This window comes from Pseudarthrobacter sp. NPDC058119, from assembly GCF_042884655.1.
Taxonomy (GTDB): Bacteria; Actinomycetota; Actinomycetes; order Actinomycetales; family Micrococcaceae; genus Arthrobacter.
Genome location: NZ_JBHVTN010000004.1, coordinates 334,144 through 347,729 on the forward strand (window position 1 = coordinate 334,144; position 13,586 = coordinate 347,729).

14 protein-coding genes and 2 pseudogenes are annotated in these 13,586 nt (G+C 66.3%); 2 read left to right on the plus strand and 14 right to left on the minus strand.

The features are described 5' to 3' along the window. Positions 1-8: 8 nt before the first annotated feature. The 6 genes and pseudogenes from ACFVTD_RS11545 to ACFVTD_RS11570 all read right to left on the minus strand — a co-directional run bounded on the left by ACFVTD_RS11545 (position 9) and on the right by ACFVTD_RS11570 (position 4,495). Positions 9-714 (minus strand): annotated as a pseudogene (locus ACFVTD_RS11545) (FadR/GntR family transcriptional regulator). A 41-nt stretch (positions 715-755) separates the two neighbouring features. Then, complete coding sequence (locus ACFVTD_RS11550; RefSeq protein WP_387562588.1) at positions 756-1,406, minus strand: DedA family protein; 651 nt, start codon at positions 1,404-1,406, stop codon at positions 756-758. Positions 1,407-1,415: 9 nt separating this feature from the next. Further along, positions 1,416-1,556 (minus strand): hypothetical protein, encoded by a 141-nt coding sequence (locus ACFVTD_RS11555; protein WP_387562589.1) that lies wholly within the window; start codon positions 1,554-1,556, stop codon positions 1,416-1,418. A gap of 77 nt (positions 1,557-1,633) precedes the next feature. Next, positions 1,634-2,251, minus strand: coding sequence for a uracil-DNA glycosylase (locus ACFVTD_RS11560; RefSeq protein ID WP_387562591.1), 618 nt, complete (start codon positions 2,249-2,251; stop codon positions 1,634-1,636). Positions 2,252-2,379: 128 nt separating this feature from the next. Next, on the minus strand, positions 2,380-3,261 hold the full coding sequence (locus ACFVTD_RS11565; protein WP_387562593.1) for a cytochrome c oxidase assembly protein: 882 nt from the start codon (positions 3,259-3,261) through the stop codon (positions 2,380-2,382). Beyond that, the gene (locus ACFVTD_RS11570) at positions 3,248-4,495 is read right to left on the minus strand and encodes an HNH endonuclease (RefSeq protein WP_387562596.1); all 1,248 of its coding nucleotides are present in this window, start codon (positions 4,493-4,495) and stop codon (positions 3,248-3,250) included. The genes ACFVTD_RS11565 and ACFVTD_RS11570 overlap by 14 nt, the downstream gene beginning before the upstream one ends. A 252-nt stretch (positions 4,496-4,747) precedes the next feature. Between ACFVTD_RS11570 and ACFVTD_RS11575 the strand changes: the two are divergent. Beyond that, positions 4,748-5,260, plus strand: a pseudogene (locus tag ACFVTD_RS11575) (hypothetical protein). Between the two features lie 17 nt (positions 5,261-5,277). On the opposite strand, the gene ACFVTD_RS11580 reads toward ACFVTD_RS11575, so the two are convergent. From ACFVTD_RS11580 to ACFVTD_RS11600, 5 genes are all read right to left on the minus strand, one after another. After that, positions 5,278-5,661, minus strand: a complete 384-nt coding sequence (locus ACFVTD_RS11580; protein ID WP_387562599.1) for an RNA-binding S4 domain-containing protein — start codon at positions 5,659-5,661, stop codon at positions 5,278-5,280. Positions 5,662-5,715: 54 nt separating this feature from the next. Further along, complete coding sequence (locus tag ACFVTD_RS11585) at positions 5,716-6,831, minus strand: sulfite oxidase (RefSeq protein ID WP_387562602.1); 1,116 nt, start codon at positions 6,829-6,831, stop codon at positions 5,716-5,718. Positions 6,832-6,915: 84 nt separating this feature from the next. Further along, a complete protein-coding gene (locus ACFVTD_RS11590) occupies positions 6,916-7,776 on the minus strand; it encodes an SDR family oxidoreductase (RefSeq protein WP_387562605.1) in 861 nt (286 codons plus the stop codon). Continuing rightward, positions 7,777-8,781, minus strand: coding sequence for an aldo/keto reductase family protein (locus tag ACFVTD_RS11595; protein WP_387562608.1), 1,005 nt, complete (start codon positions 8,779-8,781; stop codon positions 7,777-7,779). Positions 8,782-8,821: 40 nt separating this feature from the next. Beyond that, entirely contained in the window at positions 8,822-9,472 is a 651-nt protein-coding gene (locus tag ACFVTD_RS11600; RefSeq protein WP_387562695.1) for a hypothetical protein, read from the minus strand. A 162-nt stretch (positions 9,473-9,634) separates the two neighbouring features. Between ACFVTD_RS11600 and ACFVTD_RS11605 the strand changes: the two genes are divergently transcribed. Beyond that, positions 9,635-10,033, plus strand: coding sequence for a YchJ family protein (locus ACFVTD_RS11605; RefSeq protein WP_387562611.1), 399 nt, complete (start codon positions 9,635-9,637; stop codon positions 10,031-10,033). Here ACFVTD_RS11605 and ACFVTD_RS11610 read toward each other — a convergent pair whose 3' ends face one another. The 3 genes from ACFVTD_RS11610 to ACFVTD_RS11620 all read right to left on the minus strand — a co-directional run bounded on the left by ACFVTD_RS11610 (position 10,034) and on the right by ACFVTD_RS11620 (position 13,356). Next, the gene (locus tag ACFVTD_RS11610) at positions 10,034-10,927 is read right to left on the minus strand and encodes a TIGR04086 family membrane protein (protein ID WP_387562614.1); all 894 of its coding nucleotides are present in this window, start codon (positions 10,925-10,927) and stop codon (positions 10,034-10,036) included. Positions 10,928-10,991: 64 nt separating this feature from the next. After that, positions 10,992-12,992 carry an acyl-CoA dehydrogenase family protein gene (locus ACFVTD_RS11615; protein WP_387562617.1) on the minus strand — a complete coding sequence of 667 codons (2,001 nt, stop codon included), beginning with the start codon at positions 12,990-12,992 and terminating at the stop codon, positions 10,992-10,994. Between the two features lie 61 nt (positions 12,993-13,053). Then, a complete protein-coding gene (locus ACFVTD_RS11620) occupies positions 13,054-13,356 on the minus strand; it encodes a hypothetical protein (protein ID WP_387562619.1) in 303 nt (100 codons plus the stop codon). Between the last annotated feature and the right edge of the window lie 230 nt (positions 13,357-13,586).

Here is a 13,586-nt window from a genome sequence, read left to right on the forward strand (position 1 = left end):
GGATCTTGCTAGCTGTTGAGGATGGAGTCCAGGGCTATGCCCACGGCGTCGAGATGGCGGGCCATGGCGGCGCGGGCCTTTTCCGCGGAGCCGGTCTATGGCGGCAAGGATTTCCTGATGCTCGATGTCTGAAGCGTGCTGGCGGTCTGCCACCATGTTCAAGGTCTCGGATTGGTGTGCCAGTGCGTCCCGGATGTCGGCCACGACGCTTGCGAACACCTTGTTGCCGCTGGCACGGGCAATCGTGGCGTGGAAGCTGGAATCCAGGGCCACCCACGATTCCAGGTCGGTTTCGGTAACCATGGCACCCATGATGTGGCGGAGGGTATCGAGTTCTTCTTCCTTGCGCCGCTCGGCGGCAAGCCCGGCAGCGGGAATTTCGATGTGGGGGCGCGCTTCGGTAAGGTCGCGGGCGGAGTACTGGCCCAGGGTGAGGTCATTGGCCACCTTGCTGGCGATGACGAACGTGCCCTTGCCCGTGCGGGTGACGGTCAGGCCCAGGGCGGTGCAGGAACGGAGGGCCTCCCGGATCACCGAGCGGCTTACTCCGTACTGCTGGGAAAGCGTGGCCTCCGAACTGAGTTTGCTGCCAACCGGGACGTTGCCTGACTCGATGTCCCCGCGGATGGCGTTGAACACTGCCTCGGCAGCGCTCAGCCGGGCAAGGGGACGGAATGCAGGCTGTCCTGCTGTCCGGCTGTCTGACAGGTTCACGCCTTAAATATGGCACTGGTCACAGTTGCTGTCAAACCATCCTATGAATTTGGCGCACTGTCCCGCCGCTGGCCGGCCAGGCGCCGCCGCTGCCGCCGCCGTCGTGAGCGGAAGTGCCAGACGGCGAGTGCCGCCACTGCCACTGCGGCGATCACAATGGCGAGCTCCTCTCCGACTGTCTTGGCGACGGCCTCGTAGGAGTTGCCGGCGAGGAACCCCAGCAGGACGAAGCCGATACCCCAGACCAGGCCCCCGGCGGCGTTGTAGGCAAAGAACCTGCCGTAGGGCATGTGGGAGGTACCTGCCAGGGCGGGCATGACGGCGCGGAAGAAGGCGGTGAAGCGGCCCAGGAACACGGCGGAGCCACCCCTGCGGCGCAGAAGGTCCTGGGCGTTTTCCAGCTTCGAAGCATGGCGGGCGAGTGCCCTGGATTTCACGAGGCGGCTGCCCAGGTGCTTTCCCACCTCGTAGCCAACAGTGTCGCCAATGATGGCGGCGGCCACCGCCAGGGCCATCATGACGCCCAGCTGCACCTCGCCGCGGCTGGCCACCACTCCGCCCAGGACGGCTGCGGTTTCGCCGGGGATGACGAAGCCGACGAACAAGGCGTCCTCGGCGAACACCAGGCAGAAGACGGCGATGTACGCCACCAGCGGGCTGACGTTCAGGAGGCTGTCAATGAAGCCCGACATGGCAGCGCGTCAGGCCTCGGGCGCCAGGACGGGGCCGAATTTAGCCAGGAACGGCATCCGGGGCAGCTGGAAGATGGCAATGGCCAGTGCCACGGCCGGGGCGTCCGCTCGGGACGCCGCCCCGGGGGAAGGGTCGGTACGGGACGTCAAGGGTCTGCCTGGTTCTATAGCCGGTCAGGGTACCTATGAGTATGCACCTGCATGGCTGAAAGGAAGCTGGGACCTTACTAAAGGTGTTGGATGCCCGCCCGCTGCATTGCGTCGCGGTAAGTTTCGACGCTCTTGGTGAGCAGCTCCTCCTGTTTGGCCTCGGAAACAGCAAAGGCCCTGCCGCCGAGGGCGGAGGCCTTGTAGATCTTGATGCCGTTGTTCTTCAACGAAGAATGGTAGGTCTTCTCGAAGAGGGTCAGGAACGTGGAGGCGTCCGTGCCGTGCGCGATGATGGCCGATACGCGGGAATTGATTTTGAGGAACTGGCGGAAGGGCCGGAGACCGTCTGTCTTTTCCTGGACGCTCAATGCCGAGGGGCTGCCGCTCTCCCGGACCCAGGGGTAGGCGTTCCACGGCATGACGTAGCGGGGATCCAGCTCGGCGAGCTCATAGATCTGGGTGGCCCTGCGGGCAGCTTCGTCATCATTGTTGTGGGAGACGAACCCGGACTCGGTCCCCTTGCCGGGGCTCGCCTGGAGGCTGATGATTCGGCACTCGTCTTCGTCGTGGACGGGATCGATATAGGGGACATTGGAACCGGGCTTCTTTTCCATCAGTTCATCGCAAAGTTGGGTTACCTTCGCGATGTTCGGTTCCTGTAGCAGGGCCTTTTTTTCGTCCCAATCAATCGTCACGATTTCTCCCTTGGCAGCGAGGCGTCCAGAATCAGGCGTCCTATGTCACTCTACGCTTCCCCGGGTAGGGGTGGGCACACCCAATTTTGGGCAGACCTCCAGGTTGCCTCCGCCCGCTGCCAGTTGGCCTAGTGCCGCCCGCGCAGGTGCTGGTTTTGAAGTTCATCGAGCTGTTCATCCGTTAGCTCATCGAAGGCGCCGGCTTCCCTTTTGTCACTGCGCGAGAAGCGGATGAACATCAGGATGATCAACGGCAGGTCCAGGACCTCGCAGATGAACCACAGCAGATTGCCGGCGAACTGCTGGTCCTGGAGGGCGTCCCGGAACCACCATTGGGGATCGGGAACAGACATCACATGGTCGAGCACCTGGCCGTTGAGGCTCAGCAGGATGCCCGGGACCGCGTCGATCAGCAGCTCGATGAAGACGAACATGAATTCAAGGGTCAGGTAGGCGCTGGACCGCTGGAAGTCGGACTCTTCGATGATGGGCAACGCCATCAGCATTCCCAGTAGAGGAACTCCGAGGGTGAGCAGTGCGCCGGCTACGGGGTCGGTCCGCAGCGTGAAGAAGGCCGGCGTGAGGAAAGTGGAAAAGAGTGCCAGGCCCAGCAGCGGCGCACCGAACGAGTTGCTCACGAATCGAACCGGCCTGCTGGACAGGACGTTGTCCAGGGCCGACCTGTCCTTGGGCGGCAAAGCCGCCCGGGCCAGGGTGAGGGGTTTGCCAAGTCCGATCAGCAGGGGGACAACAAACAGCAGCAGGGAAACCTTGACGGTGAAGGCCCACCGTTGCTCGGCGCCATAAACCCCGGTAAAGCCACAGGTGAGAACGATAAAGGAGCCCAAACCCAGGACGTAGAACGCCACAGCCCGCCACACCGGCCATCGACGACCGCCTAGTGCTGCGGAGTGCATACCCCACCCATACAGGATGCCGGTCACCGCGACGAAAGCTGCAGCGGCCCAATCGAGTCGCCAGGAGGAAATGAGGATCTCAAGGGGTGGCACGGGCCAATGCTAGGCGGCGTTCCTGAGAATGGCCTGACTGCTTGCCGTGTGCATGGCCCTGGCGCATCGGTGAGCCGGGGAGTGGTGGGGCGGTGGAGTTGTAGGTGTGGCCGGTGGGGGTAGTGGTTGCTACCGTATGCCGCGGGCCGGGGGTGGTTACGGCGGTCCAGCCGGGGGTTTCTTTGGTGTGGTTGCAGGCTTCGCAGAGGCCTTGGCCGTTATCGGCGCTGGTGGGTCCACCGTGGTGCCAGCTGGTGATGTGGTCGTGGTGCCTGATGGGGGCGTCGCAGTATGGGGTCCGGCAGGTGTTGTCCCGGACCTGGAGGAACCGTTTCAGCCCTGCCGGGAAGAGCCGGGCTGTGGAGTCCATCGCAACGAGCTCGCCGCTGCCCGGGGCGGTGTAGAGCCGCCGGACCCAGAGAGCCAGGTCCTTATCACCGGCGCCAGTGAGGGCGATTTCCCTCGCCCAGGCTGCCGGGATGGTGCCGTAGCCGGGGAGCCGTGCTGGTTCCGCGTCGGCGTGGAGGAGGCTGCGGTCGGTCATGACGAGCTGGATCTGAACCCCGCTGATGCCGCCGGGGGTGCCGGTGAGGCGTTCGACGAGGGTGTCGGCCATGACCTGCCCGCGGGACCGGTCATCCCCGGCAGCACGGGCCGTGCCGGCTTCTTTCGTGAGCGCGGCGTAGGCGGCCACGCCCTGGGCGACCGGGAGCAGCGCGGTCAGGTAGGTCATGGTGTCTGGTGCCGGACGCAGGCTCACACACCGCTCGCTCACGGCCCGTGCCGCGCGTTTGGCGACCGAGGCCGGGTCCCGCCGGTACGCCGCGGCACGGACGGCGGCGATGATCGCCTTATCTCCCGCACCGTCCAGGGCGCCGGTATCGGCAGCGAGTTCCTCATCCACTCCGGCCCGGTCCCCGGGCGTGAGGCAGATGGTTTCCTTCACGATCAGGGTGGCCCGCCACTCATTCAGCAGCCCGCCCCGGAACGCGGTGAAGGTGTGGGGCATCCCGGTCAGGGCCTTGGCCAGGCCGAGCAGCCGGGACCCTTTCGCCGGGGACTCCCGCCTTGCCAGGGCGATCTGCGCCGCGGTCCCGGCGCCCTGCCCGGCAACCGGGACCCCGGCGTCGGCCTGTTCCTGTCGCTGGGACAGATCGAAGGCGACAGCGGTCTCCGCCTGCCGGGCACCGGCCAGGCACTTCAGATCCTCCAGCGCGCGGATCTGGTCAATCAAACCCGCACCATCAGCAGCCAACGGAACACGGGCCAACAAGTCCAGGACATCGCCAAGCGAAGGAGCAGCAGGTGGGTGTGAAACGGCGTCAACAGCGGACGGTCCGGCCCATCGCGCCGCCCGGTCTGCTCTCACCGATTCCAAAACCGCTTCCATAACCAAAGTCTTCCACCAGGGTCTGGCAAGCACAGCCACCCGAAACCCCTATGTGGAAAACCCGGCAACGGTCCCAGGCCTGCTGTTCAATGAACTATGCAGTTCACCAGGAAGGGCCTCAAGGCCGAAGGCTTCGCCGGCTTCCGGCCCATCCGCAGCCTCGAGACGATGCGGATACCGCAGGGAACAGGACTCTTCGCGGTCCTGGCGCCGGAAGATTTCCAGGCGCGATTCCTGATGAAAAGCACCGCGGGTGTCTTCAAGAAGAAGGACCCGTCCCTGCCCGCCGCCGCGCTGGCCGCCGAGTGGTTGGACGGCGCCGTTGTCCTTTAGGTGGGGAACGCAGGACCCGGAAGCAAGGGTAACCGGGGACTTCGGCGCCAGATCCAGGAGTTCGTTGACTTCGGGCAGGGAAAGCCTCCAGGCCACTGGGACGGGCGGCTTGTCTGGCAGCTCGCTGACGTGGAATCGCTGACCATCGCGTGGAAGGAACTTCCGGCCGGCCAACTGAACGGCGCAGAAGCGGGTTACCACGCTGCCTTCGTTGCGGAATTTGGCCGGTTGCCGTTCGCCAACCTGGTGCAGGCACGCAGCAAGGCGGGTGCCTGACATGGGCAACAGGTCAGCTACGAAGATCCCCGCAGACGATCCATCTCGCGCCGGTCCTTTTTGGTGGGACGCCCGGCGCCGCGGTCTCGCTGCGGCAACCCCAGCGCCGGAAGGACAGGGCGCGGGGGAGTGTGGTCGGTAAAGCAGTGGGATGCCGCCTCCGCCCCCACGCGTTTGGCGATGAGGCGGCGCACCTCAAGGATGCGCTCGTACCCGGGCATCCGGACGGTGACGGTGTCGCCAGTGACCAGCGTTGCCGAAGCTTTCGAGGGGCTGCCGTTGAGGCGGACGTGCCCAGCGCGGCAGGCTGCGGTGGCGGCAGACCGCGTCTTGTAGGCGCGCACTGCCCACAGCCACGCATCAATTCGGACACTGGCGGGAGCGGATGGGAGGCTGGTCATGATTGGCACCGAGTATAGCCCCAGCGTATGCCGGCCAAGGAAGCAGATCCAGCGTCACTCCACCGTCACGCTGACCCGCTGCACCACGTTGTTGCCCATCCCCTGGTAGTTCCAGGCCTGCTTAAGGGGCTGGCTGGCACCGGTAATGTCCGTGGCGCGGCACGCCAGGACATGCTCACCGGGATCCGCGACCCACGGAAGGCTCCACCTCCGCCACGCGTAACCGCCCACCGGTTTATCCAGGTGGGCCGGCAGCCAAGTGCCGTCAATCCCTACCTCGACGGCGGTCACCGCACCTTCCCCGGACCAGGCTCTACCCTCCAGCATCACCGGGCCCGCGCGCAGGAACCGCTTCCGGGTGAAGAAGTCCGGGACGCCCGGCGGGACCATCAACGAACGCACCCTGATCCGCGAAACCGGGGTGCCGGCGTCGTCCGCGGAGCCCTGGTAGCGGTAGGCAACCTTCTGCTGGAACCCTGCGAACGGCGCCCTGGACACCTCGATGGACGCCAGCCACTTGACGCTGGCCATCCCGTACCAGCCCGGGACCACCAGCCGCAGCGGGTAGCCGTGCTGCGGCGGCAGGTCAGTGCCGTTCATTTTGTAGGCAAGGACGACGTCGGGACGCAACGCCTCACGGATCGGTAAGCTGCGCGCGTACTGCTGGGAGACGCCTCCCTGGATGCCCGCGTCCGCCCCGGTGAAGACCACCTCCACCGCGTCCGGCAGCACCCCGGCCTTGCCGAGGAGATAGGCCAGCGGCACTCCGGTCCAGTGCGCGGTGCCCACCGCCTCCATGACCCAGGGCTGGCTCAAGGGTCGCGGTTCCAGGAGCGACCTGCCGTTGCCCGCGCATTCGAGGGTCACCGGCACGGTGATTGCCGGGTCCCTGCGGAGAGCGGCCATGCCCAGTTCCAGGGCGCGTTCCACCGCACCCCCGATCCGCAGGTGCCAGGAAGAGGCGTCCAGGTCGGGAATATCGAAATGCGTGAGCACGTAGTGGAGCCCGGGCGGCGTGACCTCGCGGCGCAGCGCCTCCAGCGGCATCGAATGGTTGCGGGCCGCGAGCTGCAGTTCCTCCCGGGTCAGCGGGCCAGCCGTAGGCTCGGCGGCGGTGGCAGAGACCGGTGACGGCTCCTGCCGGGTGGACTGCTGGTTGCTGGACTTCATGGCGGTGCGATTCTGCTCGGCGGACTAAGGCCCCCGCCACAGGTCTACGCCGGGCCCAGCCGCGCGTCAACGAAATTATCCGGGTTACAGCACCGGCCGGGTGAGGAATTCGGCCAGGCTGATGGGATCCTGCCCGGTCAGCCCCTGCACATCCGGCGAAAGTCCCGCCATTTCCCCGGCGGCCATGGCCGTGTAGGTGCTGACCCAGGCGTCCAGCTGCCACTGCGGGGCGCCGTAGGAGGCCCGCGACGCGTAGGCTTCCTCCACCGACTCCGCGTGGTACCGCACGTCCCGACCCGTGCCGGCGCTCAGCACCTCGGCGGCCTGCGCCATGCTCAGTTCCTCCGGACCGGTCAGGTGGTAGGTCTTGCCCTTGTGGATGGCAGGATCCCGCAGCACGGCGTGCGCGCAGCGGGCAATGTCCTCTCGGGCCACGCCGGAGAAGACGCCGTCTCCGGCAGGTCCGCGGATCACACCGTCTTCTCCGGTCATCAGCGGCAGGAAATCCAGGTAGAAGTTGTCGCGCAGGAAGGTGTACCCCATCCCGGACGCCTTGATCCGCTCCTCGGTGGCGAAGTGGTCCCGGGCCAGCGTGAAGGTTGCATCCGGGGCCGCTCCGTAGAAGGACGTGTACACCACGTGCTCCACCCCGGCAGCGGCCGCTGCATCCACGAACGCGTAATGCTGCTGCAGGCGGTCTTCGGCCTCCGCCGCAGAGACCATGAACAGCACCTTCGCCCCGTCCAGAGCCTGCCGGGAGGCAGCGCCATCTCCGTAGGAACACACCACAGGATGCGCGTCCTCCAGCTGCGGGGCGCGCGCGGCGTCCCGGACCAGCAGGCGCTGGGCGAAACCGGACCCGGCAAGCTGCCGTGCCACCATTCCGCCCAGGCCTCCGGTGGACCCGGTGACAGCAAGGGCCGGCAGTTCCGACGTGGACGCCACTTAGGCTTCCCGGGTGGCCGGCGACTTGGTCTGCGCCGGGTCGCGTTCGGCGAGCCCTCCGACGGCGTCGTCAATCCTCTTGAGGACCTCCGCCTCCAGCTTCACTCCGGCGGCACCCACGCTGTCGGCAATCTGCTCGGGCCGGGAGGCACCCACAATGGCGGACGCCACGTTGGGGTTTTGCAGCACCCAGGCAACGGCCAGCTGCGGCATGGTGAGGCCGGCCTCCTGGGCAATGGGCTTCAGTTCCTGCACGGCGGCGAGGACGTCGTCGCGCATCCACCGCTGGATCATCTTGGCGCCGCCCTTTTCATCCGTGGCGCGGCTGCCCTCGGGGGCGGGCTGGCCAGGCAGGTACTTGCCGCTCAGGACACCCTGGGCCATGGGCGACCAGACAATCTGGGACACGCCCAGCTCTTCCGACGCCGGAACCACCTCGGCCTCGATTACCCGCCACAGCATGGAGTACTGCGGCTGGTTGGAGATGAGCTGGAAGCCCAATCCCTTGGACAGCTTGTGGCCCTCGCGGAGCTGATCGGCGGTCCACTCGCTTACCCCGATGTAGAGCGCCTTGCCCTGCCGGACGATGTCCGCGAACGCCTGCATGGTCTCTTCCAGCGGCGTTTCGAAGTCGTACCGGTGGGCCTGGTACAGGTCCACATAGTCCGTCTGCAGCCGGCGCAGCGAGCCGTTGATGGATTCCATGATGTGCTTGCGGGACAAACCAAGATCGTTCTTGCCCTTGGGGCCGGTGGGGCCGAAGACTTTGGTGAAGATCTCCACGGACTCGCGGCGCTCATCCTTGAGCGCGTGGCCCAATACGGTTTCAGCGGCGGTGTTGGCGTAGACGTCCGCGGTGTCGAAGGTGCTGATGCCCGCGTCGAGCGCCGCACGCACGCACTGGGTTGCGACGTCGTTTTCCACCTGCGAACCGTGCGTCAGCCAATTGCCGAAGGTGATTTCCGAGACTTTGAAGCCGCTGTTTCCGAGGTATCTGAATTCCATGGGTTTCACGCTAACCCAGATGGTTGCTCAGGGTAAGGGCTTAGCCATTCTCCTTGGACTGCTCCTTGAGTACCTGCTGGGGACCGGCCAGGGATACTAGGGACCCGGTATCCAGCGGGGGCAGCGGATGGAGCGGCTGGGGTTTCTTGAAGGACCGCGGCAGTTCGTGCGGGGGCCGGTGGTTGTGCAGGGCGGACTCCACCAGCGGTGCCACTTCGGAAACCTTGTCCGCAGGGACGGCCGGGTCCGGAAGATCCCGCACGGAAAGCTTGATTTCCGGCCGTTCGGCCCGCGCCCTGGCTTCGGCGCGCTTATCGGCCTGGGCAACGGCGGAGGCCCAGTCTTCGGCGAGGACCGGCGGCTCGGGGCGGGCGGCGGCAAGCTTCGGATGGCGTACGACGGCGGTGCGGAGCGACTCCTTGAGCCGCTCCGGCTTCAGCGCGGCGGTGCGTTCCCAGAGCGTCCTGCGGGGGCGGCCCTGCCTGGCAGGTGCGCCGGAAAAACCGATGGAATCGCGTTTGCCGGGGGCCCGCCCGAACAGGGTCATGAGGATGACGGCGGTGAGGCGGCCCAGGCCGGCAAGGACCAGGGTGATGACGCCGAGCAGGAAGAGGACCAGGAACATCAGGAGGGCCAGGCCCATGGTGCCCAGGAAAGTCAGGTTGAGGACGAGAGTGTCCGGGTGCTCCACGCCATCTCTCCTCTCTGCCTGCATCCTGCGCCCGCTGCGGCGAACAGCGCCGGCTGCGGACTCCTTCTCCACCTTACGGATTTTTGCCCGGCCGTGCCCCGGCAGGCGTGGCCCTGTCCCAGGTTGTAGCGAAGCTGTTACCGGATATGACAGCATCACCGGGTGACCGCATCAATAGATTCCGCAAAGTGCATATGTCTGTCCGGCGACCCTTACGCGGACTGCTGCGGCCGGTTCCATTCGGGCAGTGCGGAGGCCGCCACGGCGGAACAGTTGATGCGTTCCCGGTACGCAGCTTTTGCCCTGCTGGACGAGGGCTATTTGCTTCGCACCCACCATCCATCCACCGCACCGGCGGCCCTGGACCTGGACGCTGCCATGGAGTGGCGCCGCTTGGATATCGTCTCTTCCTCCGGTGGTGGACCGTTCGACACCGAGGGCACGGTGGAGTTCAAGGCGCACTACCGGCATGGAAGCGAACGCGGGATCCTTCACGAACGCAGCAGGTTCGTCAGGGAGCACGGGCGCTGGCTCTACGTGGATGGCGACATTCTCGCCTGACTACTCGTCGTCGTCGTAATACTCGCTGTCCGGGGTGAAGCCGGCACGGTCAACCTTCCGGTGGAACCGCATGCCCGCCAGGCCGCCCAGCACAGCGCCCACGAGGGCAACCAGTGCCACCACGATCGCAGCGATGATGCTGGTGGTGGTTAGCTGTCCTTCGTTGATGGGGATGCGGGGGAAGCTGTTCAGGTTGGCCAGGACATTGAACTGCTGGCCGGCCACGAGCCCAAGGATGGCCACGACGATCGCTGCGATCAGGGCCCAGGCCCACACCATGAGGCCCTGCTTGGCGCCGTTGAAGCGGGCCATGCGGCCGGCAACGTAACCGCCGCAGTAGTAGGAAAGGAACAGGATCACCAGCAGGACGATGATCCCCACCAGACCCACCGTGCCGCTGTTCTGGGCGGCCTGGTTCACTGCCTCGTTGACATCGGTGTTGTTCGCCAGGCCGACGGCTGTCCCGGCTGCCGCCACCAGGGCGGTCAGCAGGACGGCCATGCCGGTGGCGGCCAGCCAGCCAAAGAAGGCGGAGCCAACCTTGATGCCGCCGAACCGCTCCTTCTGGCGCGCCACTGCGGTTTCCCTGTCCGCGAGCGTGGGGTCCACCACGGGAGTCGCCGTAGTGGGAGCCGGCCGGTACTCCCGCTCCGCGCTGAGGTCCGCACCGCGGTCACGGTTCAGGGCGCGGTCGCGTTCCGCCGGGCGCACGGCTTCGCCTTCACGGGTGACCGCCCCTTCGCGGGCGCGGACTCCTTCCCGGGCCGGTGCCTGGTCAAACGAGCGCGTGGCGGCGTCGTCCGCGCTTGCGTCCCGGTAACTTCCGCTGCGGGTGGTGTCGTCCTCCCGGGCGCGCCGGGGAGGCAGGTTCTCTGGGTCCGTTGAGCTGCTCATGACTCAACTCAACCACCCGCCCCGGGTGATAGCAAGCGTGCTTACTACTTTGTGACCTGCGATTTTACCGGTATTTCCGGTGCAGGTCCTCCTTGGTTGATGCGCCGGGAGAGGCGTCGGCGATCCACGGGCCGGTCCCTTCGGACTGGTCCACGACCCCCGCCTCCAACCACGTGTAGTCACCGGCGAGGACTTTGCGTGTCAGGGCCTGGTCGGCATCGTCCGTGTTCCGCCACAGCTGGTCGAAGTATTCGTCCACCCGCACCCTCGCCTGCTCGCAGTAGGCGTCGGCGAGTTCGTAGGCGCTGGCTGCCTTGTCAGGGGAGGTCTTCAGGAGCATTTCGGCGCGGGAGCAGCATGCGGTCATGGCGAATAGTTCGGCACCGATGTCCACCACGCGCCCGAGGAACGCCTGCTTGCGCTCGAGTTTGGCCTGCCACCGGCCCATGCCATAGAACGTCTGGCGGGCGAGCCTCCGCGACGAACGTTCCACGAACCGAAGGTGCTTGGCCAGCCGCCCGAATTCACCGTAGGACCGCGGGTCCATGCCCGCACCCGCCACCAGCTTGGGCAGCCACTTGGCGTAGAAGCCGGACGCGCCGACGGCGGCCTTGGCTTTGTCGGACAGGCTCGCATCGAGGGATGCGAGATCGCCCGCGGCGGCAAGGTGGGCGTCCACCGCTTCCCGGGCAATCAGCAGCCGCATGATTTCCGACGATCCCTCGAAGATCCGGTTGATGCGGAGATCGCGCAGCTGCTGCTCGGCCGGCACCGCGCGTTCCCCGCGGGCGGCCAGCGACTCCGCCGTTTCGAACCCGCGGCCACCCCGGACCTGAACCAGTTCGTCGGCTATCTGGCAGCTGATTTCCGTGGCCCAAAGTTTGGCGAGCGCGGCCTCGATGCGGACGTCCTTCTGCCCGGCATCGGCAAGTTCCGCGGACAACTCAAACACGGCGTCCAGGGCAAAGGCCGAGGCAGCGATGAAGGCAATTTTCTTCCCCACCGCCTCGTGTTCACCCACGGGCCTGCCCCACTGGGTGCGGGCATTGGACCACTCGCGGGCAATCTTCAGGCTCCACCGTCCCGATGCCACGCACAGCGCTGGCAGGGCCAGGCGGCCGGTGTTGAGCGTGGTCAGTGCGATCTTCAGGCCCTGGCCCTCGCGCCCCAGCCGGTTGGCGGCCGGTACCCGCACCTGGTGGAAGCGGGTGACGCCGTTCTCGATGCCGCGCAGGCCCATGAAGGCATTGCGGTTTTCCACCGTGATCCCAGGCGAGTCCATCTCCACAACAAACGCACTGATCCCGCCCTTGTGCCGGGTACCGCCAGCATCCGTATGCGCCGGAACCACCGCCATGACCACCACCAGCTCGGCGATCACCCCGTTGGTGGTCCAAAGTTTCACGCCGTCCAAAAGGTACGCGTCGCCGTCGTTCGTGGGCGTTGCCGTGCTGCCCAGCCGGGCGGGGTCGCTGCCCACGTCCGGTTCGGTGAGGAGGAAGGCCGTGACGGCCCCGGCGGCACACCGTGGCAGGTACTCGCGCTTCTGTTCGGGTGTCCCGAAGACCTTCACGGGCTCGGGGACGCCGATTGACTGGTGGGCGGAAATCAGGGCGCCCAGGCTGGGGTGCACGCTTCCGAGCAGGGCAAGGGCGCGTCCGTAGTACACCAGGGAGAGGCCCAGGCCGCCGTATTCCTCCGGGATCTTCATGCCAAAGACGCCCAGGGCCGCCAGGTCCTTGATGTATTCGTCGGGAATCTTCGCGTCCCGCTCAATAACGCGCCCTGACATGGTCCGGGCGAAATCGGTCAGCCGGGCCATGAACTCCTCGCCCTTCCGGACGGAGGCTGGGTCCGCTGCCGGCCAGGGGTGGACCAGGTCCAGGTCAAAGTTGCCCAGGTAGAGGCCTTTGGCGAAGCTGGGACGGTCCCAGCCCGATTCCCGGGCGGCCTCGGCGACGGCCCGGGCATCTTCTGCGGTGGCTCCGGCGCCGATGTTGCCGGCGGGTACGGGGGTTTCTTCAGCCGGGGCGTCTTTGGCCTGGCTGTCAGTTGCGGAGGTCATGGGTTATCTCCTTGGCCGGATTGGCCGGTGTAGCCATGGATCCGCCGGGTTGGAGAACCCTTCAGCTGTCCCTCAAGATTACCCGCGGGTAGGTTCCGGTGCTAGGGGCCGGCTGGCCCTGGAAGTCCCCGGGAAGCTCGACGGCGGAAGCACGGTGGACCAATTTGTCCCACCCTGAATTGATCCCGTGGACCACCGCCATGAGCGTGTTGACCACAACCATCCAGGTGAGCTTGCCCGCGCCCAGCACCACCAGGGCCACCAGCCCGGCCGTCAGGACGAATCCGGCCAGGACCGCACCGAACACCAGTGTCCCGATGAAGACCAAAGTGGCTGTTTCCACGGAGCTTAGATCGAACTGCATGTATCCCCCTGCTGCGACATTGCTTGCGAAAGACTGCTGGCTTGAAGACCGGTATCAGAAGCGTAGGTGGACGGCCGCGGGCCCAGCCAGACCCGGCGCGGACGGCGGCCCCTGTTGATACGGGATCGAAACACTACCTACAGGTAGGTCACAAAGCGGTCGCGGCGGCCTGCGTTAACCTTGTAGTTGGCAGTTTTCCGGTCCGGCCATGTCGGACCGCCCCTGCCCAG